At 42.7% G+C, this 23086-nt stretch carries 37 protein-coding genes and 1 riboswitch; all 37 genes read left to right on the forward strand.

All coding sequences use genetic code 11. The features are described 5' to 3' along the window. Positions 1–6 precede the first annotated feature (6 nt). The 37 genes from rplB to tenA all read left to right on the forward strand — a co-directional run bounded on the left by rplB (position 7) and on the right by tenA (position 23009). Complete coding sequence (gene rplB / locus B050_RS0119385; RefSeq protein ID WP_018475620.1) at positions 7–831, forward strand: 50S ribosomal protein L2; 825 nt, start codon at positions 7–9, stop codon at positions 829–831. Positions 832–833: 2 nt separating this feature from the next. Further along, positions 834–1112 carry a 30S ribosomal protein S19 gene (gene rpsS / locus B050_RS0119390; protein ID WP_018475621.1) on the forward strand — a complete coding sequence of 93 codons (279 nt, stop codon included), beginning with the start codon at positions 834–836 and terminating at the stop codon, positions 1110–1112. Positions 1113–1114: 2 nt separating this feature from the next. Next, the gene (gene rplV, locus B050_RS0119395) at positions 1115–1504 is read left to right on the forward strand and encodes a 50S ribosomal protein L22 (RefSeq protein WP_018475622.1); all 390 of its coding nucleotides are present in this window, start codon (positions 1115–1117) and stop codon (positions 1502–1504) included. Positions 1505–1513: 9 nt separating this feature from the next. Next, complete coding sequence (gene rpsC, locus B050_RS0119400) at positions 1514–2242, forward strand: 30S ribosomal protein S3 (protein WP_018475623.1); 729 nt, start codon at positions 1514–1516, stop codon at positions 2240–2242. Between the two features lie 24 nt (positions 2243–2266). Beyond that, complete coding sequence (gene rplP, locus B050_RS0119405) at positions 2267–2686, forward strand: 50S ribosomal protein L16 (protein ID WP_018475624.1); 420 nt, start codon at positions 2267–2269, stop codon at positions 2684–2686. Between the two features lie 8 nt (positions 2687–2694). Next, positions 2695–2889: a 50S ribosomal protein L29 gene (gene rpmC / locus B050_RS0119410; RefSeq protein ID WP_018475625.1), complete on the forward strand. Its 195-nt coding sequence runs from the start codon at positions 2695–2697 to the stop codon at positions 2887–2889. 7 nt (positions 2890–2896) lie between these two features. Next, entirely contained in the window at positions 2897–3157 is a 261-nt protein-coding gene (gene rpsQ, locus B050_RS0119415) for a 30S ribosomal protein S17 (protein WP_018475626.1), read from the forward strand. Between the two features lie 2 nt (positions 3158–3159). Continuing rightward, the gene (gene rplN, locus B050_RS0119420; protein ID WP_018475627.1) at positions 3160–3528 is read left to right on the forward strand and encodes a 50S ribosomal protein L14; all 369 of its coding nucleotides are present in this window, start codon (positions 3160–3162) and stop codon (positions 3526–3528) included. Positions 3529–3530: 2 nt separating this feature from the next. Then, the gene (gene rplX, locus B050_RS0119425; protein ID WP_018475628.1) at positions 3531–3875 is read left to right on the forward strand and encodes a 50S ribosomal protein L24; all 345 of its coding nucleotides are present in this window, start codon (positions 3531–3533) and stop codon (positions 3873–3875) included. Next, complete coding sequence (rplE, locus tag B050_RS0119430; RefSeq protein ID WP_018475629.1) at positions 3868–4428, forward strand: 50S ribosomal protein L5; 561 nt, start codon at positions 3868–3870, stop codon at positions 4426–4428. Before rplX ends, rplE begins: the two co-directional genes overlap by 8 nt. A 2-nt stretch (positions 4429–4430) precedes the next feature. Continuing rightward, complete coding sequence (gene rpsN, locus B050_RS0119435; RefSeq protein WP_018475630.1) at positions 4431–4700, forward strand: 30S ribosomal protein S14; 270 nt, start codon at positions 4431–4433, stop codon at positions 4698–4700. Between the two features lie 82 nt (positions 4701–4782). After that, a complete protein-coding gene (gene rpsH / locus B050_RS0119440; RefSeq protein WP_026236032.1) occupies positions 4783–5178 on the forward strand; it encodes a 30S ribosomal protein S8 in 396 nt (131 codons plus the stop codon). A gap of 10 nt (positions 5179–5188) precedes the next feature. Continuing rightward, complete coding sequence (gene rplF / locus B050_RS0119445; RefSeq protein ID WP_018475632.1) at positions 5189–5746, forward strand: 50S ribosomal protein L6; 558 nt, start codon at positions 5189–5191, stop codon at positions 5744–5746. 7 nt (positions 5747–5753) lie between these two features. Beyond that, positions 5754–6104 (forward strand): 50S ribosomal protein L18, encoded by a 351-nt coding sequence (rplR, locus tag B050_RS0119450; protein ID WP_018475633.1) that lies wholly within the window; start codon positions 5754–5756, stop codon positions 6102–6104. A 6-nt stretch (positions 6105–6110) separates the two neighbouring features. Further along, complete coding sequence (rpsE, locus tag B050_RS0119455; protein WP_018475634.1) at positions 6111–6629, forward strand: 30S ribosomal protein S5; 519 nt, start codon at positions 6111–6113, stop codon at positions 6627–6629. A 4-nt stretch (positions 6630–6633) separates the two neighbouring features. Next, complete coding sequence (gene rpmD, locus B050_RS0119460) at positions 6634–6813, forward strand: 50S ribosomal protein L30 (protein ID WP_018475635.1); 180 nt, start codon at positions 6634–6636, stop codon at positions 6811–6813. 2 nt (positions 6814–6815) lie between these two features. Beyond that, positions 6816–7262 carry a 50S ribosomal protein L15 gene (gene rplO / locus B050_RS0119465; RefSeq protein WP_018475636.1) on the forward strand — a complete coding sequence of 149 codons (447 nt, stop codon included), beginning with the start codon at positions 6816–6818 and terminating at the stop codon, positions 7260–7262. Between the two features lie 2 nt (positions 7263–7264). Next, positions 7265–8581 carry a preprotein translocase subunit SecY gene (gene secY / locus B050_RS0119470; protein WP_018475637.1) on the forward strand — a complete coding sequence of 439 codons (1317 nt, stop codon included), beginning with the start codon at positions 7265–7267 and terminating at the stop codon, positions 8579–8581. A gap of 3 nt (positions 8582–8584) precedes the next feature. Then, the gene (map, locus tag B050_RS0119475) at positions 8585–9358 is read left to right on the forward strand and encodes a type I methionyl aminopeptidase (RefSeq protein ID WP_018475638.1); all 774 of its coding nucleotides are present in this window, start codon (positions 8585–8587) and stop codon (positions 9356–9358) included. 2 nt (positions 9359–9360) lie between these two features. Further along, complete coding sequence (gene infA, locus B050_RS0119480) at positions 9361–9579, forward strand: translation initiation factor IF-1 (RefSeq protein WP_015264095.1); 219 nt, start codon at positions 9361–9363, stop codon at positions 9577–9579. A gap of 6 nt (positions 9580–9585) precedes the next feature. Continuing rightward, entirely contained in the window at positions 9586–9702 is a 117-nt protein-coding gene (rpmJ, locus tag B050_RS23315) for a 50S ribosomal protein L36 (protein ID WP_009034194.1), read from the forward strand. Between the two features lie 4 nt (positions 9703–9706). Beyond that, a complete protein-coding gene (gene rpsM / locus B050_RS0119485; protein WP_018475639.1) occupies positions 9707–10084 on the forward strand; it encodes a 30S ribosomal protein S13 in 378 nt (125 codons plus the stop codon). A 15-nt stretch (positions 10085–10099) separates the two neighbouring features. Then, on the forward strand, positions 10100–10498 hold the full coding sequence (gene rpsK / locus B050_RS0119490) for a 30S ribosomal protein S11 (protein ID WP_018475640.1): 399 nt from the start codon (positions 10100–10102) through the stop codon (positions 10496–10498). A gap of 17 nt (positions 10499–10515) precedes the next feature. Next, on the forward strand, positions 10516–11121 hold the full coding sequence (rpsD, locus tag B050_RS0119495) for a 30S ribosomal protein S4 (RefSeq protein WP_018475641.1): 606 nt from the start codon (positions 10516–10518) through the stop codon (positions 11119–11121). 34 nt (positions 11122–11155) lie between these two features. Then, positions 11156–12145, forward strand: coding sequence for a DNA-directed RNA polymerase subunit alpha (locus B050_RS0119500; RefSeq protein ID WP_018475642.1), 990 nt, complete (start codon positions 11156–11158; stop codon positions 12143–12145). Between the two features lie 6 nt (positions 12146–12151). Continuing rightward, on the forward strand, positions 12152–12700 hold the full coding sequence (gene rplQ / locus B050_RS0119505) for a 50S ribosomal protein L17 (RefSeq protein ID WP_018475643.1): 549 nt from the start codon (positions 12152–12154) through the stop codon (positions 12698–12700). A gap of 133 nt (positions 12701–12833) precedes the next feature. Next, positions 12834–13925 (forward strand): glutamine-hydrolyzing carbamoyl-phosphate synthase small subunit, encoded by a 1092-nt coding sequence (carA, locus tag B050_RS0119510; protein WP_018475644.1) that lies wholly within the window; start codon positions 12834–12836, stop codon positions 13923–13925. An 85-nt stretch (positions 13926–14010) separates the two neighbouring features. Further along, on the forward strand, positions 14011–15291 hold the full coding sequence (gene eno, locus B050_RS0119515; protein WP_018475645.1) for a phosphopyruvate hydratase: 1281 nt from the start codon (positions 14011–14013) through the stop codon (positions 15289–15291). A 291-nt stretch (positions 15292–15582) separates the two neighbouring features. Continuing rightward, entirely contained in the window at positions 15583–15870 is a 288-nt protein-coding gene (locus B050_RS0119520) for an FtsB family cell division protein (RefSeq protein WP_018475646.1), read from the forward strand. Further along, positions 15851–16423, forward strand: a complete 573-nt coding sequence (locus tag B050_RS0119525; RefSeq protein WP_018475647.1) for a hypothetical protein — start codon at positions 15851–15853, stop codon at positions 16421–16423. The genes B050_RS0119520 and B050_RS0119525 overlap by 20 nt, the downstream gene beginning before the upstream one ends. An 11-nt stretch (positions 16424–16434) precedes the next feature. Then, the gene (epsC, locus tag B050_RS0119530) at positions 16435–17280 is read left to right on the forward strand and encodes a serine O-acetyltransferase EpsC (protein WP_018475648.1); all 846 of its coding nucleotides are present in this window, start codon (positions 16435–16437) and stop codon (positions 17278–17280) included. Beyond that, a complete protein-coding gene (gene cysM / locus B050_RS0119535; RefSeq protein ID WP_018475649.1) occupies positions 17277–18155 on the forward strand; it encodes a cysteine synthase CysM in 879 nt (292 codons plus the stop codon). Before epsC ends, cysM begins: the two co-directional genes overlap by 4 nt. Positions 18156–18888: 733 nt before the next feature. Further along, entirely contained in the window at positions 18889–19899 is a 1011-nt protein-coding gene (locus B050_RS0119540; protein WP_026236033.1) for an LLM class flavin-dependent oxidoreductase, read from the forward strand. 55 nt (positions 19900–19954) lie between these two features. Beyond that, a riboswitch (TPP riboswitch) is annotated at positions 19955–20048 on the forward strand. Between the two features lie 55 nt (positions 20049–20103). Next, positions 20104–20904: a hydroxyethylthiazole kinase gene (thiM, locus tag B050_RS0119545; RefSeq protein WP_018475651.1), complete on the forward strand. Its 801-nt coding sequence runs from the start codon at positions 20104–20106 to the stop codon at positions 20902–20904. Next, positions 20897–21535 (forward strand): thiamine phosphate synthase, encoded by a 639-nt coding sequence (gene thiE / locus B050_RS0119550; RefSeq protein ID WP_018475652.1) that lies wholly within the window; start codon positions 20897–20899, stop codon positions 21533–21535. Before thiM ends, thiE begins: the two co-directional genes overlap by 8 nt. Further along, a complete protein-coding gene (gene thiD / locus B050_RS0119555) occupies positions 21532–22359 on the forward strand; it encodes a bifunctional hydroxymethylpyrimidine kinase/phosphomethylpyrimidine kinase (protein WP_018475653.1) in 828 nt (275 codons plus the stop codon). The genes thiE and thiD overlap by 4 nt, the downstream gene beginning before the upstream one ends. Then, complete coding sequence (gene tenA, locus B050_RS0119560; protein WP_018475654.1) at positions 22356–23009, forward strand: thiaminase II; 654 nt, start codon at positions 22356–22358, stop codon at positions 23007–23009. Before thiD ends, tenA begins: the two co-directional genes overlap by 4 nt. Positions 23010–23086 lie beyond the last annotated feature (77 nt).

The following is a 23086-nucleotide window of genomic DNA, read 5'->3' on the forward strand; positions in this document are numbered from 1 at the left end:
AGAATCATGGCAGTTAAAAAATTAAAGCCTGTAACTCCCGGCACGCGATTTAGAATGGCTCCGGCCTTTGATGAGATAACCAAGTCAAAGCCAGAGAAGTCTTTATTAGCTCCGTTGAAGAAATCAGGCGGTAGAAATAACTCAGGAAAAATGACCGCACGTTATATCGGTGGTGGTCATAAGAGAAGGCTTAGAATCGTTGATTTTAAGCGTAACAAAGATAATGTACCAGCAGTAGTAAATGGGATCGAATATGATCCAAATAGGACTGCACGTTTGGCACTGCTTTTTTATGCAGATGGTGCTAAGACGTATATTATCGCTCCAGAAGGTTTGCAAGTAGGACAAACAGTGATTTCTGGAGAAAGTGTGGCACCGGAAGTTGGTAATAATCTTCAGATGAGGAATATTCCACTAGGTACCATCATACACAATGTTGAGCTGAAGCCTGGTAAAGGTGGAGCTATGGCACGTAGTGCTGGTAGTTATGCTCAATTGGTGGCCAGAGAGGGCAAGTATGTAACCCTAAAACTTCCATCTGGAGAGATGAGATTAGTATTAGGAGTATGTACGGCTACTATTGGAACCGTGTCTAATGCAGATCACATGAACGTGGTATTGGGTAAGGCTGGTAGAAACCGTTGGTTAGGTAGACGTCCTAGAGTAAGAGGTGTAGCGATGAACCCTGTGGATCACCCAATGGGTGGTGGTGAAGGTCGTTCGTCAGGTGGACACCCTCGTTCTAGAACAGGTTTACTATCTAAAGGAAAGAAAACCAGATCGCCTAAAAAGTATTCAAACAAGTTTATCATTAGTAAAAGATCTAAATAATTATGGCACGTTCATTAAAGAAAGGTCCTTATATAGCCCATCACTTGGCCAAAAAAGTAGATGCTATGAACGAATCCGGCAAAAAGTCTGTCATAAAGACTTGGTCGCGAAGATCTATGATCTCTCCGGATTTTGTAGGCCATACCTTTGCTGTGCATAACGGAAATAAATTTATTCCGGTATTTGTTACTGACAACATGGTAGGTCACAAGCTGGGTGAATTTGCTCCTACAAGAAACTTTAGAGGTCACATTGCCAAAAAAGATAAAGGAAAGAGATAATCATGGAAGCAATAGCAAGACTTAATAATGTACCTACATCGACTCGTAAAATGCGTCTTGTAGCTGACCTAGTAAGAGGACAGAGAGTAGGTAGCGCCCTAAGCATACTGAAGTTCACACCTAACCATGGTGCGGCCAAATTGGAGAAATTATTGTTATCTGCCATTGCAAACTGGCAGGCAAAAAATCCTGATTTGAAGCTTGAAGAGGCGGACCTATTCATAAAGACTATTCAGGTAGATGGTGGTCGAATGCTGAAAAGACTTAGACCTGCACCCCAGGGAAGGGCCCACAGAATTCGTAAAAGATCAAATCATGTGACTCTTGTCGTTGATGGATTCAACGCAGCAGTTACCGCTGACGAAGTAGAAACAAATGAAAACGCTAATTAAGATTAGAATATGGGACAAAAAGTAAACCCTATTGGTTTTAGATTAGGTATCGTTAAGGGCTGGGATTCTAACTGGTATGGTGGCAGGGACTTTGCCGATAAGCTATACGAAGATCAAAAAATCAGAAAATATGTCTATGCCCGTATCCCTAAAGGAGGCATAGCCAAAGTTATTATCGAAAGAACGCTCAAGAGAATCACGCTTACCATACATACTGCCCGTCCAGGAGTGGTAATTGGTAAAGGTGGAGCTGAAGTCGATAAACTTAAAGAAGAGCTGAAAAAGCTTACTAACAAGGACGTTCAGATCAATATCTTTGAAATTAAGAGACCTGAATTGGATGCCAAATTGGTAGGAGAATCCATAGCTCAACAACTTCAAGCACGTATCTCTTTCAGAAGAGCCATGAAGCAATCTATTGCGGCGACCATGAGAGTGGGTGCAGAAGGTATTAAAATCAAACTTTCAGGACGTCTAGGTGGTGCTGAGATGGCAAGATCTGAAATGTACAAAGAAGGAAGAATTCCTCTTCATACATTAAGAGCCGACATCGATTATGCATTATCTGAAGCTCAAACTGTCTATGGTATCATTGGTATCAAAGTTTGGATCTTCAAAGGTGAAGTTTACGGTAAAAGAGATCTTTCTCCAAATGCTGGTATCGCCAATGAAAAATCCGGAGGACAAGGCAGAAGAAGAAGAGAAGGCGGTCCAAAGAGAAGAAAGAGAAATAACTAATTTTCACCCCATAAGTGAGAAATCATGTTACAGCCAAGAAGAACTAAATATAGAAAGATGCAGAAGGGACGCGTCAAAGGTATCGCGCAAAGAGGTCACACTCTTGCGTTCGGTAACTTTGGTATCAAGTCCCTGGAAGCAGGTTGGATAACCTCCCGTCAGATAGAGGCGGCTCGTATTGCGATGACACGTGCTATGAAGAGGGAAGGTCAGGTATGGATCAGGATATTCCCTGATAAGCCAATTACCAAAAAGCCTGCTGAAGTACGTATGGGTAAAGGTAAAGGTGCTCCAGAGTACTGGGTAGCGGTGATTAAGCCGGGAACCATCCTTTTTGAAGCTACAGGTGTAAGTAGAGAAGTGGCTCAGGAAGCCCTTAGACTGGCGCAGCAGAAGCTGCCAGTGAGTACCAAATTTATAGTGCGTAGGGATTACGTAGGATAATACTAACTATGAAAAACTCTGAAATAATAGCACTCTCCGAGAGTGAAATCAATGAGCGTATTGCCGCTGAGCAAGAGAAGCTTACAAAGTTACGCTTTGCTCATGCAATTTCTCCAATAGAGAATCCTAATAGAATTAGCGAGACAAAAAAGCTTATCGCAAGATTGAAGACTTTTTTGGCGCAGAAACAACTAGCTAAATAATAAGACAATGGCTACTGAGAGAAATCTACGTAAAGAAAGAATAGGAAAAGTAGTCAGCAGCAAAATGGACAAGTCCATTACCGTAGCAGTGGAGCGTAGAGTAAAGCACCCAATCTATGGTAAGTTTGTTGCTAAGACTACCAAATTTATGGTTCATGACGAGCAAAACGAGTGTGGCAAAGGAGACCTCGTTAAAATAAGTGAAACTCGTCCGCTGAGTAAGAACAAGCGTTGGAGATTAGTAGAAATATTAGAAAGAGCTAAATAATCATGATACAGTCAGAATCCAGATTAAGTGTAGCGGATAACTCAGGTGCTAAAGAAGTGCTAGTTATCCGAGTACTGGGAGGAACCGGTAAGCGTTATGCCTCTATCGGAGATAAAGTTGTCGTGACCGTTAAGTCTGCTCTTTCTTCCAGCAACATGAAAAAAGGTACCGTTTCTAAGGCGGTAATAGTAAGAACTCGTAAAGAGATTAGAAGGAAAGACGGATCTTATATCCGTTTTGAAGATAATGCAGCGGTTCTTTTGAACAATAACGATGAGCCAAGAGGTACCCGTATCTTTGGTCCGGTAGCAAGAGAGCTGAGAGAGAAGCAATTTATGAAGATCGTATCCTTGGCCCCAGAAGTATTGTAATCATGGAAAGAAAAAAGAATAAGCAACCAAAATTGCACATCAAATCCGGAGACACCGTAAAAGTGATCGCTGGCGATGATAAAGGTAAGTCTGGTAAAGTTCTTTCTATCAACTTAGAGAAAAGAAGAGCTATCGTAGAAGGTTTGAACATGGTAACCAAACATGTGAAACCAACTGCTGCCAATCCTCAAGGTGGAATTGAAAAGAAAGAAGCTGCCATTCACATCAGTAACCTGATGCTTGTAGATCCTAAAACTGGTGACGCCACCAGAACAGGTCGTAAGGCAGGTGAAAATGGTAAATTAGTAAGATATTCTAAGAAAACCGGGGAGGTAATCAATGGCTAATCCTAGAGTTAAAGAAAAATACGTTAAGGAAATCGCTCCTGCACTTAAGGAGAAATTCCAATATAAATCAGTAATGCAAGTTCCTAAGTTGAGCAAAATAGTGCTTAACAAAGGTATCGGTGCTGCTGTTGCAGATAAGAAATTAGTAGATCAGGGAGTTGAAGAACTTTCCCTGATTACTGGCCAAAGAGCGGTAGCTACTAAAGCTAAAAATTCTATCTCCAACTTTAAGTTGAGAGAAGAAATGCCGATCGGTGCCAAGGTGACCCTTAGAGGTAGTAAAATGTATGAATTCCTTGATCGTCTTATCTCTGTGGCTCTGCCACGTGTAAGAGACTTTAAAGGAATCAGTGACAAAGGTTTTGATGGAAGAGGAAACTATACACTCGGTGTTACTGAGCAAATTATTTTCCCTGAAATCAGCATTGAAAAAGTAAACCGTATCTCAGGTATGGACATTACTTTCGTAACCACTGCTGACACTGACGAAGAAAGCTATGCTTTACTCAAAGCTTTCGGGATGCCTTTTGTTAACAAAAATAAAGAAGAATAATCATGGCAAGAGAGTCGATCAAAGCTCGTGAGAGAAAAAGAGAGCGTCTGGTAGCAAAATACGCCAAGAAAAGAGCAGAACTTAAAGCAGCTGGTGACTACGAAGCACTGGACAAACTGCCTAAGAATGCTTCTCCAGTAAGGCTGCACAACAGATGTAAGCTTACCGGCCGTCCTAAGGGTTATATGAGGAAGTTTGGTATCAACAGGGTTACGTTTAGAGAAATGGCCTCTGCAGGTAAGATTCCAGGTGTAACCAAAGCGAGCTGGTAAATATCAGATAAAAGTTTTTATTCTAAGAATCAATGTGTAACTTTGCCCGCCCGAAAGAGCGTGCAGTTAGACTTATATTAATATGACTGATCCAATAGCTGATTATTTGACCAGGTTGAGAAATGCTATCAAAGCAACTCACCGAATCGTTGAAATACCTGCTTCTAATATCAAGAAGGAACTTACGAAAGTGCTTCACGATAAAGGATATATTCAAAACTATAAATTTGAAGAAAATGGTCCTCAGGGTACCATCAAAATAGCGTTGAAATATAATCCCGTGACTAAGCAAAACGCTATCGTGAGTCTTTCACGGGTAAGTAAGCCAGGTTTAAGAAAATATGCTCCTAAAGATGAGCTACCTAGAGTGATCAACGGTCTAGGTATAGCCATTATCTCCACCTCCAAAGGGGTGATGACAGATAAGGAGGCCCGTACAGAAGGTGTAGGCGGGGAAGTGCTTTGTTACGTATATTAATCATACCGTTATGTCAAGAATAGGTAAAAAACCAATAAATCTACCAGCGGGTGTTACTGTAGACGTGGCAACAGATAATGTTGTTACTGTTAAAGGTCCCAAAGGTACACTTACTCAGGATGTGAATCCCGACATAGCCATTTCAGTGGAGGACAATCAGGTCGTTGTGACCCGTCCTACTGAATCGAAGAGACATAAGTCCCTTCATGGCCTGTATCGTTCTTTGATCAACAACATGGTTGTTGGCGTAGTTGAAGGATATAAGAAAGAACTTGAACTTGTGGGTGTAGGCTATAAGGCTGCTAACCAGGGACAAGTGTTGGAATTATCCCTAGGATATTCCCACAGCATTTTCTTTGCCCTTCCTGAAGAGATTAAAGTGACCGCTGAGACTCCAAAAGGTAAAAACCCTTTGGTAACCCTAGAAGGTATCGATAAAGAATTGATCGGGCAATTAGCCGCTAAAATCAAGTCTCTACGTAAAGTTGAACCTTACAAAGGTAAAGGTATCCGCTTTGTTGGTGAGATAGTTAGACGTAAGGCTGGTAAAACTGCCGCTAAAAAATAATTGAAAGATGGCTTTTAATAAGAATTCAAGAAGAATCAGGATCAGGAGAAGCATCCGGAAGAAGATCTCCGGTACTGCTGCCAGACCTCGTTTGTCCGTATTCAAAAGTAATACGGGTATATACGCTCAGCTGATTGATGACCTTAAAGGTCACACGCTTGCATCAGCATCTTCAAAAGAGCTGGGTGCTGCCAACAATGCAAATGTATCTGTCTCTAAAGAGGTAGGTAAAAAATTAGCAGAACGTGCAGTAGCAGGCGGTTTTTCAGAAGTAGTTTTTGATAGATCAGGCTACTTGTATCATGGTAACGTTAAAGCTCTCGCGGAAGGTGCGAGAGAAGGTGGCCTTAAATTTTAATCAATTATGTCGCAATCAAAAAGAAAACCCATCCGGGCAACAGATACAGAGCTAAAAGAAAAAGTAGTTGCTATCAACCGAGTAGCTAAAGTAGTGAAAGGTGGTAGAAGATTCTCTTTCTCAGCTATCGTAGTAGTAGGTGATGGTAATGGCATTGTGGGTTATGGCTTAGGAAAAGCTAACGAGGTCACTGACGCTATTACCAAAGGTATTGAAGATGCTAAGAAAAGCTTGGTGGAAGTGCCGGTACTTAAAGGTACTATCCCTCATGAAGCTATTGGTAAATTTGGTGGTGGTTTGGTACTTATCAAGCCTGCTGCGCCTGGTACTGGTGTAATAGCCGGTGGTGCTATGCGTGCCGTATTGGAGAGTGCTGGAGTAACAGACGTTTTGGCGAAATCCAAAGGGTCTTCTAACCCTCACAATGTGGTGAAAGCTACCATTGATGCCTTGTCTCGACTAAGAGACGCTATCGCTGTTTCTCAACAGCGTGGAGTTAAATTGGATAAAGTATTTAACGGGTAAGAAAATGGCAAAGGTAAAAGTAACTCAAATCAGGAGTATCATCAGTAGACCGAAAGACCAAAAAGCAACTATCGTCGCTCTTGGTCTTGGTAAAATCAACAAGTCTGTGGAAGTAGAAAATACCCCGCAGATCGCCGGAATGATTAGTAAAGTTAGTCACCTTGTAAAAGTAGAGGAAGCCTAATTATGAAATTACATACATTACAACCCGCAGAAGGATCCGTAAAAAACCGTAAAAGAATCGGTAGAGGACAAGGATCCGGTAGAGGTGGAACTTCCACTAGAGGACACAAAGGAGCGCAATCCAGATCTGGATATAGCCGTAAGCTTGGGTTTGAAGGTGGCCAGATGCCCCTACAAAGACGTGTTCCTAAGTTCGGTTTTAAGAACCACAACAGAATTGAATTTAAACCTTTAAATTTAGATGTGCTCCAGTCTTTGGCCGAAAAGCTTGATACTGACACCATTAACGTGGATGTGCTCATCGATAACGGTTTAGTTTCGAAAAAAGATGTTGTAAAAGTCCTAGGAAGAGGCGAACTTACGATCAAATTAAACGTAAGCGCTCATTATTTCTCAGCTTCTGCCATTGAATCCATCGAGAAACAAGGCGGGACTGCTAACAAGATTTAAGAATGAAAAAATTTATCTCAACAGTTAAGAACATCTTTTCTATTGAAGATCTAAGAATCCGTATCCTGAATACAATCGGTTTTCTGGTTGTATTCAGATTGGGTTCTTATATCGTTTTGCCAGGAGTAGACCCTGATCAACTCTCTGGCTCATCAGAAGGGATCTTTGGCTTGATCGACACTTTCTTAGGTGGCGCATTTAGCAATGCCTCTATCTTCGGATTAGGTATCATGCCATATATTTCCGCATCCATTGTGTTGCAACTATTAACTGTTGGAGTTCCTTATTTCCAAAAGCTCCAGAAGGAAGGTGAATCTGGCCGTAAAAGGATCAACCAGATCACTAGAGTGTTGACCATTCTTATTACGCTGGCGCAGGGAATTGGGTATATTTCTGCTACTATTCCTAATGAGGCCATCATGGTAAGCAAGACGCTGTTTATGTTCAGCTCTCTCGTATTACTTGTCGCCGGTACCATGTTCTGCATGTGGCTAGGTGAGAAGATTACAGAGAAAGGAATCGGAAACGGTATCTCCATGCTGATTATGATCGGTATCATTTCTAATCTTCCTGGAGCACTCCTTGGTGAAGTAGTTACCAAAGGTACCTCAGGAGCTCTGCTATTGATCATCGAATTCTTCGTGTTGTTCTTCGTTGTTGTGGGTGTTGTAGCCCTTACTGAGGCCACTCGTAGGATCCCCGTTCAGTATGCTAAGCAAGTAGTAGGAGGTAAAGTCTATGGCGGTCAGCGTCAGTATATCCCTATCAAAGTGAATGCATCCGGTGTAATGCCGATTATCTTTGCACAATCTCTGATGTTTGTACCTGCTTTGATCGCTCAAATCTGGGCTTCAGAAAGTGATATTGCCAACTATATTGGTAGTACTTTCAGTAACCCGACCTCCTGGCAGTATAATCTGGTGTTTGCCATTATGATTATATTGTTCACTTTCTTCTACACTGCTATTACCGTAAATCCGGAGCAGATTGCAGACGATATGAAAAGAAACGGTGGTTTTGTGCCAGGCGTCAAGCCAGGAGCCCCAACTGCCGATTTTATTGACAATATCATTTCCAGAATTACACTTCCTGGATCTGTGTTGCTCGCTCTGGTAGCCATTATGCCTGCCTTTGCGATGATTGCTGGAGTAAGTAATCAGTTTGCACAGTTTTATGGAGGTACCTCTCTATTGATTATGGTAGGGGTGATTATGGATACTTTGCGTCAGATAGAAAGCTACCTGTTGATGAGACATTATGAAGGAATGATGAAGAGTGGCAATATGAAGAATAATCCTTCTAACTACGCAGTAGCATAATATATGATACACTACAAGACTTCGGAAGAAGTCCAGTTGATAAAAGATAGTGCTGAAATATTAGGTAAGGCTCACGGTGAAGTGGCCAAGCTTGTAAAGGAAGGGGTAAAGACCTCTGAATTAGATAAGATTGCAGAAGAGTATATTAGGGATCACGGAGGAGTACCTTCTTTTAAAGGATACAATGGTTTTCCCTCTTCACTTTGTATTTCTGTGAACGAAGTAGTAGTTCACGGATTTCCAAGTGGATATGTTTTGAAAGATGGCGATATAATCTCAGTAGATTGTGGAGTCTTTCACCAAGGTTTTCATAGCGATTGCGCTTATACTTACCCTGTCGGTGAAGTTTCTCCAAAAATATTGTCATTACTCAAAGACACGAAAGAATCATTGTATCTCGGTATTGAAAAAGCTGTGTTCGGTAATCGGATTGGCGATGTCGGTAATGCGATACAGAAGTTCGTTGAATCAAAAGGTTATACTGTAGTACGTGAGCTTGTAGGACACGGAGTAGGCAGAAGCCTTCACGAGTCACCGGAAGTTCCTAATTACGGAAAAAAAGGAAGTGGGCCTCAGCTCAAGGAAGGAATGGTCATCGCAATAGAGCCGATGGTCAATCTGGGAACGCGAAACATCGTTCAAGAGCGAGACGGATGGACGATCAGGACTGCTGATCGGAAGCCCTCGGCCCATTATGAGCATACCATTGCGGTATTTGAGGATCGAACAGAAATACTTACAACACATCAATACATAGAAGAAAACTTTAAATTCTAAATATGGCTAAACAAGCATCTATAGAGCAAGATGGCACTATCATAGAAGCGTTGTCAAACGCAATGTTTAAAGTGGAACTGGAGAATGGGCATCAGCTGATCGCACATATTTCCGGTAAAATGCGAATGAACTATATAAAGATCCTGCCAGGAGATAAGGTAAAACTTGAAATGTCTCCCTATGATCTTTCTAAAGGAAGAATTGTATATCGGTATAAATAAAATGTCATGAAAGTAAAGGCATCTATTAAAAAGAGAAGTGTTGACTGTAAAGTGATCAGAAGAAAAGGAAAACTTTACGTAATCAACAAAAAGAATCCTAAGTTTAAACAAAGACAAGGTTAAAATTATGGCAAGAATTGCAGGTGTTGACATTCCCGACAATAAGCGCGGGGAGATAGGCTTAACCTATATTTTTGGTATAGGCAGAAGCTCAGCTAGAGCTATCCTTACTAAGGCAGGGATATCATATGATAAGAAAGCAGGAGAATGGACTGATGATGAGTCCACTGCTATCAGAAATATCATCGCAGAAGAATTTAAGACTGAGGGTGTCCTTAAGTCTGAGGTTCAGTTGAACATCAAACGTTTGATGGATATTGGATGTTATCGCGGTCTTCGTCACAGAAAAGGGCTTCCAGTAAGAGGTCAGAAGACTAAGAACAACGCTAGAACTAGAAAAGGTAAGAGAAAGACTGTTGCTAACAAAAAGAAAGCAACTAAATAAATCTTGATTTAGATTATGGCTCAGAGAAGAAACGATAAAGCTAAAGGGAAAAAGAGAGTTGTTAAAGTAGAAGCAGTAGGCCAAGTGCATATTAAAGCTTCCTTTAATAATATCATTATTTCCATTACCAATAATGCAGGTCAAGTGATTTCTTGGGCTTCTGCCGGTAAAATGGGATTCAGGGGTTCTAAGAAAAACACTCCATATGCTGCACAGATGGCCGCTCAAAATTGCGGACAGGTAGCTTATGACCTAGGTTTGAGAAAAATCGAGGTGTTTGTAAAAGGTCCAGGTGCTGGTAGAGAATCAGCTATCAGAACATTGCAAAATGTAGGTCTTGATGTGACTACGATTATTGATGTGACTCCACTTCCGCACAACGGATGTCGTCCTCCAAAACGTAGAAGAGTATAATTTAACGAAGAAATAGAATGGCAAGATATAGAGGTCCAAAAGCGAAAATTTCCAGGAAATTCGGAGAGCCTATCGAGGGACAAAGCAAGGCGCTTCAAAAGAAAAACTATCCTCCAGGCCAACACGGTAGAGGTAGAAGAAAGAAGCAGTCTGAATATGCTATTCAGCTTGCTGAAAAGCAAAAAGCTAAATACATCTACGGCGTACTGGAGAGACAGTTTGCTAAAATGTTTAACATTGCTTCCAGAAAACAAGGAATTACAGGTGAAAACCTTCTCCAATTGTTGGAAGCTCGTCTAGACAATACAGTGTATAGAATGGGTATCTCCCCTACCCGAAGAGGCGCCAGACAGTTGGTTTCTCATAAGCATATCCTGGTAAATGGTGAGTTGGTAAATATACCTTCTTACTCCCTTAAGCCAGGGGATATCGTATCAGTAAGAGAAAGATCTAAGTCTTTGGAAGCAATATCTTCCAGCTTGGCAGGTCAACCTTCTAATCGATATTCATGGATAGAGTGGGATAATACATCCTTATCCGGTAAGTTCGTTAGTATTCCAGTAAGAGAAGACATCCCTGAGAATATCAAAGAACAACTTATCGTTGAACTCTACTCTAAGTAATAACTAAACTTTCTGACTTAAAAGAACTATTGATATGTCCATACTTGCATTTCAAATGCCCGAAAAAGTGGTGATGGAAAAAGCCGATGATTTTCACGGTTTGTTCACTTTTAAGCCTCTCGAAAAAGGTTACGGGGTTACAATTGGTAATGCGCTGAGAAGAATCTTGCTCTCTTCCTTAGAGGGCTACGCCATCACCTCGGTGAAATTACCTGGTGTAGTTCATGAATTTTCTACCATCGAAGGGGTTGTGGAAGACGTTACTGACATCATCCTTAACCTCAAGCAGGTGAGGCTTAAGAAAATCCATGACTCCATAGATGGTAAAATTACCGTGGAAGTTAAAAACCAAGATGTTTTTACTGCTGGAGATATCGCTAAGTTTACCTCTTCATTTGAGGTTTTGAACCCCGATTTGGTAATCTGTCACTTGGATGACTCTAAAAGCTTCGAAATCGAAATTACAGTAGAAAAAGGTAGAGGATACCTTCCTGCTGAAGAATCTAAGCCAAAAGAGCAGGTGTTCGGAGTTATTCCTATTGATGCCATCTTTACGCCTATCAAAAACGTAAAGTATAGCGTGGAAAATACTAGGGTAGAACAAAAAACTGACTTTGAAAAGTTAGTCCTTGAAGTTTCTACTGACGGTTCTATCCACCCTGAAAAAGCGCTTCAGGAATCTGCCAAAATCCTAATTCAGCATTTTATGCTGTTCTCCGATCAGACGATGGTCATCGACACCCCAGGTGGAGATTCCCCAGAGCCTATCGACGAGGAATTCCTTCACATGCGTAAGTTGCTTAAAACTCCGCTTAGTGATCTTGATCTGTCAGTTAGGGCATTCAACTGCCTCAAAGCCGCAGATGTGAAGACTCTGGGAGACCTTGCAAAACTGGAGATTTCTGATATGATGAAATTCAGAAACTTCGGTAAGAAATCTCTGGCTGAATTGGAGCAGTTAATCCAAGAAAAAGGATTGCAGTTCGGCATGGACATATCTAAGTATAAACTTGACGAAGAATAATAAAAGATGAGACACGGTAAGAAATTTAATCACCTTGGCAGAACGGCCTCTCACAGGAAAGCAATGCTTTCTAATATGGCGGCCTCTCTGATTCTTCACAAGCGAATTTCCACAACGCTTGCTAAGGCCAAGGAATTAAGAAAATATGTAGAGCCTCTAGTTACTAGAGCCAAAGAAGATACTACGCACAACAGACGTATTGCCTTCTCTTACCTTCAAGATAAAGAAGCGATCAAAGCTCTTTTCGGTGAGGTAGTGGAAAAAGTTTCCAATAGACCAGGTGGTTACACCCGAATCATTAAAACCGGTTATAGAATCGGTGATAATGCCGAAATGTGTATCATCGAGCTAGTGGACTTCAATGAACTGATGCTGAAAGATGCTCAGCCTGAGAAGAAGAAAACCAGAAGAAGCCGTCGTAGCGCTGGCGCTGCCGATGCTACTACTGAAACTAAAGCCCCTGAGGCTAAAGCAGAAGCACCAGAAGCAAAAGCCTCTGATGACAATGCGGCTGATGGTAATGCTGATTCGGACAAAGAAACTAAGTCTGAATAATAAATGTATTGCCGTTTATAAATATTCAAAAAAGGGGTTGGACTTAGGTTCAATCCCTTTTTTATTATCCTTTTTAAAATTATCCTGTCACTTAGTGATAAAATCCTTAAATTTGGACATTCAATTTCGATAAATGGACAAACATAAAGCAACACTCCTTCTTGAAGATGGTACCGTATTCCACGGCACCCTGATTGGTAAACATGGTACTAATGGTGGCGAAATCTGTTTTAATACAGGTATGACCGGCTATCAGGAAATCTATACAGACCCTTCCTATACCGGCCAAATAATCGTAACCACTACCTCCCATATCGGTAATTATGGTGTGATAGATAGTGAAACCGAATCCGATAACCCCACCATTGGCGGGCTAGTCGTTAATAGTTTCTCTGATATCTATAGCCGTTTGGATGCGACCCAGTCGCTTCAGGATTACCTAGAGCAACACGGAATCACTGGTATCGCTGATGTCGATACCCGTAAGATCGTTCGCCATATCAGGTCCAAAGGTGCGATGAATGCCATCATTAGCTCTGAATATGATACAATCGAAGAACTTCAAAAAGAACTTGAAAAAGTCCCTTCTATGGAAGGATTGGAGCTTTCTTCTCAGGTATGTACCAAAGAGCCCTACTTTATCGGTGAGGAAACCGCCTCTATCAAGGTGGCTTGTATCGATTATGGGATTAAGAAAAACATCCTTCGTAACTTAGCCAGCCGTGGCGTGTACTGTAAAGTATTTCCCGCCAAAACAGCGGTGAGCGAAATGGAAGCTTGGCAGCCCGACGCTTATTTCCTCTCCAACGGACCAGGTGATCCTGCCGTAATGGACTATGCTGTCGACACGGTGAAAGAAGTTCTCGAACTTAATAAGCCAGTCTTCGGTATCTGCCTTGGACATCAATTGCTCGCAGAAGCAGTAGGTATCAAAACCTATAAAATGCACCATGGACACCGTGGACTAAACCACCCTATCAAAAACCTGATAACAGGTATGAGCGAAATCACCTCCCAAAATCATGGATTTAATGTGGTGCGTGAAGATGCTGAAAACAACCCTCAGGTCGAAATTACTCATGTACACTTGAATGATAATACTGTCGCAGGCATCAAGCTGAAAGACCGTCCAGCATTCTCCGTACAGTATCACCCAGAGTCTTCCCCAGGGCCTCATGACTCTAGGTATCTCTTTGACGATTTTGTAGCAATGATCAAAAAATAATAAAGCCTGGCGGTACTTCCGCCTCGCTTTTTTAATTTATATTTCGATATTTTAATATAGAACAACCTATAAACCTTTTAGTATTATGACTTTAATTACAGCAATTCATGCCAGACAAATTTTAGACTCCAGAGGTAACCCTACCGTGGAAGTTGATGTGGTGACTGAAACAGGAGCTTTTGGTCGCGCGGCCGTTCCTAGCGGTGCATCCACAGGTATCAATGAGGCCGTTGAGCTTCGTGATGGCGATAAGAGCAAATACCTCGGTAAAGGTGTATTGCAAGCTGTGAAAAATGTGAATGAAATTATTCAGCCTGAATTGATCGGACAGTCTATCTTTGACCAAAAGGGGATCGATGAGATGATGATCAAACTTGACGGTACTGATACCAAATCTAAGCTTGGTGCTAATGCCATCCTTGGTGTGTCCCTTGCCGTGGCTAAAGCAGCTGCTGAAGAAGTAGGCTTACCATTGTTCAGATATGTAGGCGGCGTAAATGCCAAAACCCTCCCTGTACCAATGATGAATATCATCAACGGTGGATCTCACTCTGATGCTCCTATTGCTTTTCAGGAATTTATGATCCGCCCTGTAGGTGCTCCTAGCTTCTCTGAAGCCATGAGAATGGGTGCTGAAATCTTCCATAACCTTAAAAAAATCCTTCATGACCAAAACCTTAGCACTGCTGTAGGAGATGAAGGAGGATTCGCTCCTAACTTTTCTGGTGGTACGGAAGAAGCTTTGAACTCTATCCTTGAAGCGATCAAGAAGGCCGGCTATACTCCAGGGGATGATGTGACCATCGCTCTTGACTGTGCCGCTTCTGAGTTCTTCGAAGATGGTAAGTATAACTATAAGAAATTTGAAGGCGAAACTGGCGTGGCTAGAAGCAGAGAAGAGCAAGTAGCTTATTTGGCTGAGCTTTCTGAAAAGTATCCTATCGACTCTATCGAAGATGGTTGTGCAGAGGAAGACTGGGAAGGTTGGGCAATGCTTACTGCCAAAATTGGTGACAGAGTTCAGCTCGTAGGTGATGATCTTTTTGTGACGAATGTAAAATTCCTTCAAAGAGGTATCGAAGAGAAATCAGCTAACTCTATCCTTATCAAAGTAAACCAAATTGGTACTTTGACCGAAACATTGGACGCTATCGACCTAGCTCACAAAGCTGGTTTTACCGCTGTAATGTCTCACAGATCAGGAGAAACTGAAGATTCTACCATCGCTGACTTGGCAGTTGCTTGTAATACAGGCCAAATCAAAACTGGTTCTGCTTCCCGTTCAGACAGAATGGCCAAGTACAATCAGTTACTTAGAATTGAAGAAATGTTAGGTGATAATGCTTATTTCCCTCAAAAGAAATAAGGAAATCATCCCTTCTATAAATTTAAAAACATCTGTCTCGGCAGATGTTTTTTTTTGCCGTGCATGCTAAACACCAGGATGGTTTAAGTTCCTTACGGACCTGCTGGCACAGACCAATGGTGGATGGTATGAGTGTTTATGACGATCCGAAATTTGATTGCCGCCTAAAATAAAGGTTTGCCCTAAGCTTCAAGCCTTCTAAGTACCGAATCCATAAACCCTTATTGTATAACAGATTTAAAAATTATCCCCACTATTCCCTATATTTGCTTGGAGCAAAAGATAATATCAATGGCCAAATACTTAAAATATACTAAGAACTTCTACTTTATCTTCACGGTACTTTTTGTTGTATGGATGGTATTTATTGACAATAATGACATCATTAGCCAATTTAAACTCCGTTCCAAACTAAATGGTTTGGAGGATCAAAAGGAGTTTTACATAGAACGTAAAGAAAAAATCAAGGCAGAGCGAGAGGAATTACTCAGTAATTATGAACTTTTGGAGAAGTTTGCCCGTGAAAGATATTTAATGAAGAAAAAAACTGAAGACCTCTATGTTATCGTTCAAGAATAAATTGACTCAACTGGCCTTATTGGCTGGTCTATTCCTCGTATTATCCGTAACAAAAAGCTATTCCCAAATCGAATACTATGAGGATGAAGAGCAAAAGGTGCCCTTTAGCGATAGACTTTATTTTGGAGGTAACCTGGGCTTACAGTTCGGTTATTTGACTTATATCGAAGTGTCTCCATTGGTCGGCGTGATGATCACTGAGCGCTATTCTGCAGGTGCTGGCATTACTTACCAATATTTGGAATATAAAGATTATGGCACCTCCTCGAATGTGTATGGTGGAAGGTTATTTAATAGATATAATATCTCCCCCAATATTTTTGCCCATGCCGAATATGAAAGCCTGAATGTAGAAGCATATAGGAGAAATGATGCGGGTATCCTAGTCTCCGAAAGGGAGTGGGTTCCAGGCTTATTTCTTGGTGGTGGGTATTTTGTGCCTTTCGGCCGCCGTGGTGGGATGAATTTCACCTTTCTGTACAATGTTCTTTATGTCAATACAAATGCTATTTATACTGAACCATATGTGATCCGAGCGGGTTTTGTATTATAGTCTTTTTACTTATGAAATACAATTTATCCTTTATCGATAAAATACACCAGTCCCATCAGCAGTGCCCGGATTGCCCCTCACCTAGAATCGTTCAGGAGTTTTTTGAGGGAGTATTAGGAGTGCTCTTTCCCGAATATGCCGTCAAGGTATTGAAGGACGGTGGAGAAATAGAAGATCGCTTGCATTTTTATCAAGCCGAGTTGGAGGGGATTCTGGGGAGAAATCGTAAACTTATAGATTGCGATAGTAGATCAGTGGCAGCTCAATTTTTTGAGCAATTGTCCACCGTATTTGATGCCATTCATGAGGATATCGATGCGATGTATGCTGGTGATCCGGCTGCCAAATCCAGAACTGAGGTCATCCGAAGTTATCCGGGTTTCTATGCCATCGCTGCTTATCGCCTAGCTCATCAACTGCATAAATTGGGCGTAGCCCTCATTCCCCGAATGATCACCGAATTTGCCCATAGCAAAACTGGAATTGAGATTCACCCGGGAGCCAAAATAGGTAGTAACTTCTGCATCGATCATGGCACAGGTATCGTAATCGGTGAGACCACGGTCATTGGAAATCATGTGAAAATATATCAGGGAGTTACTCTAGGAGCTCTAAGTGTCAATAAAGAAGACGCAGATCTCAAGCGTCACCCCACCATTGAGGATGGGGTAGTGATCTATGCCGGAGCTACAATCCTAGGAGGTAATACAGTCATAGGCGCGGAGAGTATAGTAGGCGGAAACGTATGGCTTACCAAAAGTATTCCCGCAAAAAGTAAAATTTATTATCAGACGAGAATGTATGATGCCAGCGGTGAGACCAATGACATCTACGTATTTAAACACGGAGCTTCATGAAATTAGCCGAATTAATTGGCAATACTCCCCTTGTGGAACTGCAAAATATCCCTACTAAATCAAACGTTAAGATCTATTGTAAACTGGAAGGGCAAAATCCCGGTGGTAGTGTAAAAGATCGCGCCGCCTATAGTATGATCAAAAAAGCGATGGATCGTGGAGATATCAAGCCGGGTGACAAGCTGGTGGAAGCCACGAGTGGAAATACAGGGATTGCCCTAGCCATGATCGCTAATCTTCTCCAGGTAAAGATGACCCTCATCATGCCAGACAACTCCACCAAAGAGAGGGTTGTTTCCATGGAAGCCTATGGAGCCAAGGTCATCCTAACTCCCGCTGAGAAAACCATCGAATATTCACGGACTTTAGCTGAAGAAATGGCTGAAAATGAAGGCTATTATATCCTGAATCAATTCGGAAATCCTGATAATTATATGGCTCATTACGAAAGTACGGGACCAGAAATACTGCGCGATACCGAAGGTAAAATCACACATTTTGTGTCAGCAATGGGAACTACAGGCACTATCATGGGCGTGTCCAAATACCTTAAAGAACAAAATCCCGCAATACAGATAGTGGGTACTCAACCTACAGATGGATCGAGTATTCCAGGGATTCGTCGCTGGTCACCCGAATTCCTCCCTAAAATATATGATGCCAGCCGTGTCGATCATATCATGGATGTGAGCCAGGAAGAGGCAACCGAAATGACACGGAGAATGGCAAAAGAAGAGGGTATTCTTGCAGGTATGAGCAGCGGGGGAGCCCTTTTTGCTGCCATAAAGCTTGCAGAGTCCTTGGATTCAGGCCTTATTGTCTGCATTACCTGTGACCGTGGTGATCGTTATCTTAGTTCTGACCTGTTTGGGTGATCAGAAGACCACGAGGACACACCTGATTCCTTCTTCCAATATTATTTATTATTTCAAGTTCGGTAACCTGCTTTTGCGCTATTTGCGGCTATGCTTTTTGTTGGAGCGGTGGGGCTTTATGTCAGCCGGATTTATGAAAAGGGAGAATAGGTGCATTTCTTTAAATTCCTATATATAGATTAGTAATGATTTTTCTGATCCTTTGGACTTGTGTTTTTTTTTAAGGAAAGACTCGAAGGAATGACTCACAATGGTTTAAGAATCTGTGATATAATACTTTTTGCTCCAATTGAAAATTCATGGGAGTGGTGTACACGCACCATTGAAGAATTATTTTCCTTACAAGAAAGGCTTCGCCAGAAAATGTCCTAGTTGTGATCTTTTCCTTGGAGGATTATATTTTTATAGATTATAGAATTGAAATTTTTGGGACATTTTTCAAAAGTAATTCGAGACTCCACAATGCAGTATGTGATTATAAAATAGTTAAAAGGAAGTATCCAATGTCTTTACCAAAGTGTGAGTAAAGCGAGCCGGCGTATGGACATAGGCGAGGGGTATATCACCGGAGGATAGGGGGATATTCAGAGAGATTTACAAGGAGTTTTGTTGAAAAAATGTAAATTGATTGGGTCTCTCTTTCGCTGTGTTGGAGTGCATAAACTGTTTTTTGCGAACGAATTTCAATCCTAAACGGTTCTTAATTCAAGTCTAAAAAAATTGAAATTAAGAAATGTTGACATCGAATAAGGTTAGTTTTTCCGTTTTGGATTTAGCCATCATAAAAGAGCACCACGATGCTGCTGATGCGTTTGACCGGAGCCTAGACCTCGCTCGCCATACGGAGGACTGGGGTTATAAGCGTTTCTGGTTGGCGGAGCACCATAATATGGTCAATGTAGGCAGTTCCGCTACGGCTGTATTGATCGGGCATATCGCAGGGGGAACGAAGAGCATCCGCGTTGGCTCTGGAGGAATCATGCTGCCCAACCATGCCCCTCTCATGGTCGCAGAGCAATTTGGCACCTTAGCCTCGCTATATCCTGAGCGGATTGATCTAGGGCTGGGAAGAGCTCCGGGAACTGACCAGACCACAGCGAGGGCTTTGAGGCGGGATCGATTAGAGACTGTTGAGGAGTTCCCACGAGATCTAGAGGAGCTTCAGCATTATTTCTCAAATGAAAACATCGATGGCAAGGTTCGCGCGATCCCTGGGGAGGGCCTGGATGTGCCCATCTATCTGCTGGGGAGCAGTATGAGCAGCGCCCAGTTGGCAGCCAGAAAAGGATTGCCTTATGCTTTTGCGAGTCATTTTGCCCCCGCCCAGTTTCTGGATGCCATTCGCTATTACAGAGCAAATTTCCGGCCTTCGGTCTATTTGAAGGAGCCCTATATAATCAGCTGTATCAATGTGGTGGCAGCAGAGTCGGAGGAGAAAGCAGATAAACTGGCGACCTCATTTTACCAAATGGCCTTAGGTATCATTCGTAGGAAGTCCTATCCACTTCGTGAACCAGTGGATTCCATGGACAGCATATGGTCCAGAGAAGAAGCGGCAGCCATTCAGCAGATGATGGCTTGTAGTTTTGTGGGAACTGAGAAGACCATCAGTGATGACCTGCGTCGCTTTCTTGAAATGACCGAGGTGGATGAGCTGATGATCAGCACCAATATTTATGAGCATCAGGAACGCTTAAAATCATATGAAATTACCGCAAAAGTAATGAAGAACCTCCAGGGATAGAATTGTCCCTGTTTAGTTTTGAAGGACCATATTAATATTTTAACTTCACCAAATATATAAGCTTTAGGGGTGTCCTTACAGGGACTGAGAGCATACCCTTCGAACCTGAAATGGGTAATACCAGCGAAGGAAAAAGTGTTGATTATTCTCAGGTCTATATTTACCTGGCTTGCAAGACTCCTAAAGTTTTTTAACCTAATCGCTATGAAGGAGTCAATCATCAACAATCTTATCACCTTGCGGGAGCAATCTCCCTTGGTACAAAACATCACCAACTATGTAGTGATGAATAACACCGCCAACGCCTTGCTGGCCCTTGGTGCATCTCCCATAATGGCTCATGCCAAGCAGGAAGTTGCCGATATGGTCAATATTGTGGGTAGCTTGGTAATCAATATCGGCACTTTGGATGAATTTTGGGTGGACAGCATGATGCTAGCCGCCAAAGAAGCCAGTGCGACCAATACGCCCTGGGTACTCGATCCTGTAGGAGCGGGAGCCACAGCCTATAGAAATGAGACCATCACCCGACTGCTGGCTTTTCGGCCTACGATCATCCGCGGAAATGCCTCAGAAATCATGGCCATGGCCAAAGTGAATATCCAATCTAAGGGTGTTGATAGCCGTCATGGATCCGATGAAGCCCTGGCTTATGGTAAGCAGCTTTCGGAGGAGACAGGGGCAGTGGTCTGTATATCTGGAGAAACAGATTATATCATCGAAGGAAAGCGAGTGTGTGCCATTCATAATGGACACTCCTTGATGGGGAAAATTACAGGAATGGGATGTAGTGCCACCGCAGTGGTGGCCGCCTTCGCCGCGATCGAAAAAGACTTTTTTCAAGCTACAGTCTCCGGTATGACCATCATGGGTCTCGCTGGCGAAATAGCCTCCATCAAAGCTAAAGGGCCTGGGTCCATGCAGGTGGAGATTTATGACGCTCTGTTTTCCATAGACAAGGAAATGATCCTCAAAAGGGCCCAAATTAGCCTGTTGGATGAATAAGCGAGATTTTCCTTTTAGACTTTATCTGGTGACGGATGAAGCCGCCTGCCTAGGAAGGGACTTCTTCTGGGTCTTGGAGCAGGCGCTAAAAGGGGGAGTGGACCTTGTCCAGATTAGAGAGAAAAGTCTTTCCCTGACAGATTTTATGGATAAGGCCCTTCGGGCAAAAGCAATCTGCAGCCAATACAATGTTCCTTTGATCGTAAATGACAATTGGCAGGTCGCCAAGGCTATTCAGGCTGATGGCTTACATATTGGTCAATCTGATGCAGGTATTCAGGAGGCGAAGTTGCTTATTGGTCCCGGGATTCCTGTTGGGTTGTCACTGGAGACCATGGATGACTTGGAGGATGAAAGCGCCAAAGAAGCCTGGTACTTTGGGGTTAGCCCGGTGTTTAGGACCCCGACTAAGCAGGACACCCGCAGTGAGTGGGGCCTGGAAGGGCTTCAAAGATTACGGTCAGCTACTTCCATCCCGCTGGTGGCGATAGGAAATGTCAAGGAAGACAATACCCAATCTATAATAAATGCTGGTGCAGATGCTATCGCAGTAGTGTCTGGAATATGTAGTGCTCCTGATCCTGCAAAAGCGGCAGAAAACTTCAGGAATCAAATAGAAAAAGCAGTATGACGATAAAGAATAAATCATATATACCCCTCTTGACCATCGCTGGCTCAGATAGTGCTGGTGGAGCGGGAATTCAGGCAGACCTAAAAACATTCTCCGCCCTCGGCTGCTACGGAATGTCAGTGATCACCGCCACCACCGCGCAGAATACCTGTGGGGTGAGCAGCATTCATGATATTCCAGTGGACCATATTATGGATCAGCTGAAAGCAGTCATGGAGGATATCCCCCCTTTAGCGATCAAGATAGGTATGCTGAACAGGCCGGAAGTAGTCATTGCTCTGGCCAATTACCTCCGTGATTTCCCTCAGGTTCCCTTGGTTTTTGATCCTGTAATGGTGGCTACCAGTGGCGCTAGACTTATCCAGGAGGAAACCGTGAGCGTCTTAAAGGAGCGTCTTTTCCCACTCTCCACCCTGATCACCCCCAACCTGGATGAAGCGGCAGTGCTCTTGGGACGAGATATTCAGTCTCGTGACGAAATGATTCTTGCCAGTAAGGACTTACTGGGCTTTGGCTCCTCTTATGTATTAGTAAAAGGGGGACACTTGGTGGGAGAATCTGTGTTTGACGTGCTGGGAGGGAAAGATTCCGAAATCGTATTTGAGCATGCAAAAATCCAAACCTCCAATGTCCATGGGACCGGCTGTACCCTTAGTTCTGCTATTGCGGCATATTTAGGTCAGGGCTTGGTCATGGATAAAGCAGTGGCCGCAGCCAGAGAGTATATCCTCGGAGCACTGGAAGCTGGTAAGGATGTTCAAATCGGTCAGGGCAACGGCCCTTTAAATCATTTTCATCACCCCAATAAATTGATAAAAATATGAAGTGGAGCCAACAGGCTTGGGAAAGAATCAATCCCTTATATAAGAAAATTATACAGATGCCCTTTAACCAAGAGCTGCTGAATGGAAGCCTCCCTAAGGATAAATTTAAATTTTATATGGCTCAGGACGCTTATTATCTTGGCGAATTTGGGAAAGCACTCAGTACGATTAGCGGGAGATTGTCCGATCTGAATCAGGTGCTTGCTTATTCTAATTTTGCCGCTGGCGCCATTGTGGTAGAGCGAGCCTTGCATGAGAGTTATTTCGTGGAATTGGGTTTGCCTGAAGAGGTTCTGCCTTCTCCTACTTGCTTACTTTATACCAATTTTCTCAGAAATCAAGCCGCCTTCGAAAATATAGAAGTAGCTGCAGCGGCAGTTTTGCCTTGTTTTTGGATTTATAAGGAGGTGGGTGATTTTATTTATGAGCATCAGTCGAATAAGCTCAACCCCTATAAAAATTGGATCGACACCTATTCCGGGGAAGAATTTGCCGAGGCCGTTCATAAGGCAATTGAAATTACCGATCACCTTGCTGCGTCCGCCAGTGAATCAACCCGGGAGCAGATGTACCAAGCTTTTGAAATGGCTTCTCGACTCGAATGGATGTTTTGGGATAGCGCATACAGATTGGAAAAGTGGCCTGTTTGAAAACGTTAACCCTTTGCGGTCCATCAGGCGGTATCACCGCAATCAGTCATGCGGCATTCCGGTGATTTCTAAGTAGG

This window comes from Echinicola pacifica DSM 19836 (assembly GCF_000373245.1).
Lineage (GTDB): Bacteria > Bacteroidota > Bacteroidia > Cytophagales > Cyclobacteriaceae > Echinicola > Echinicola pacifica.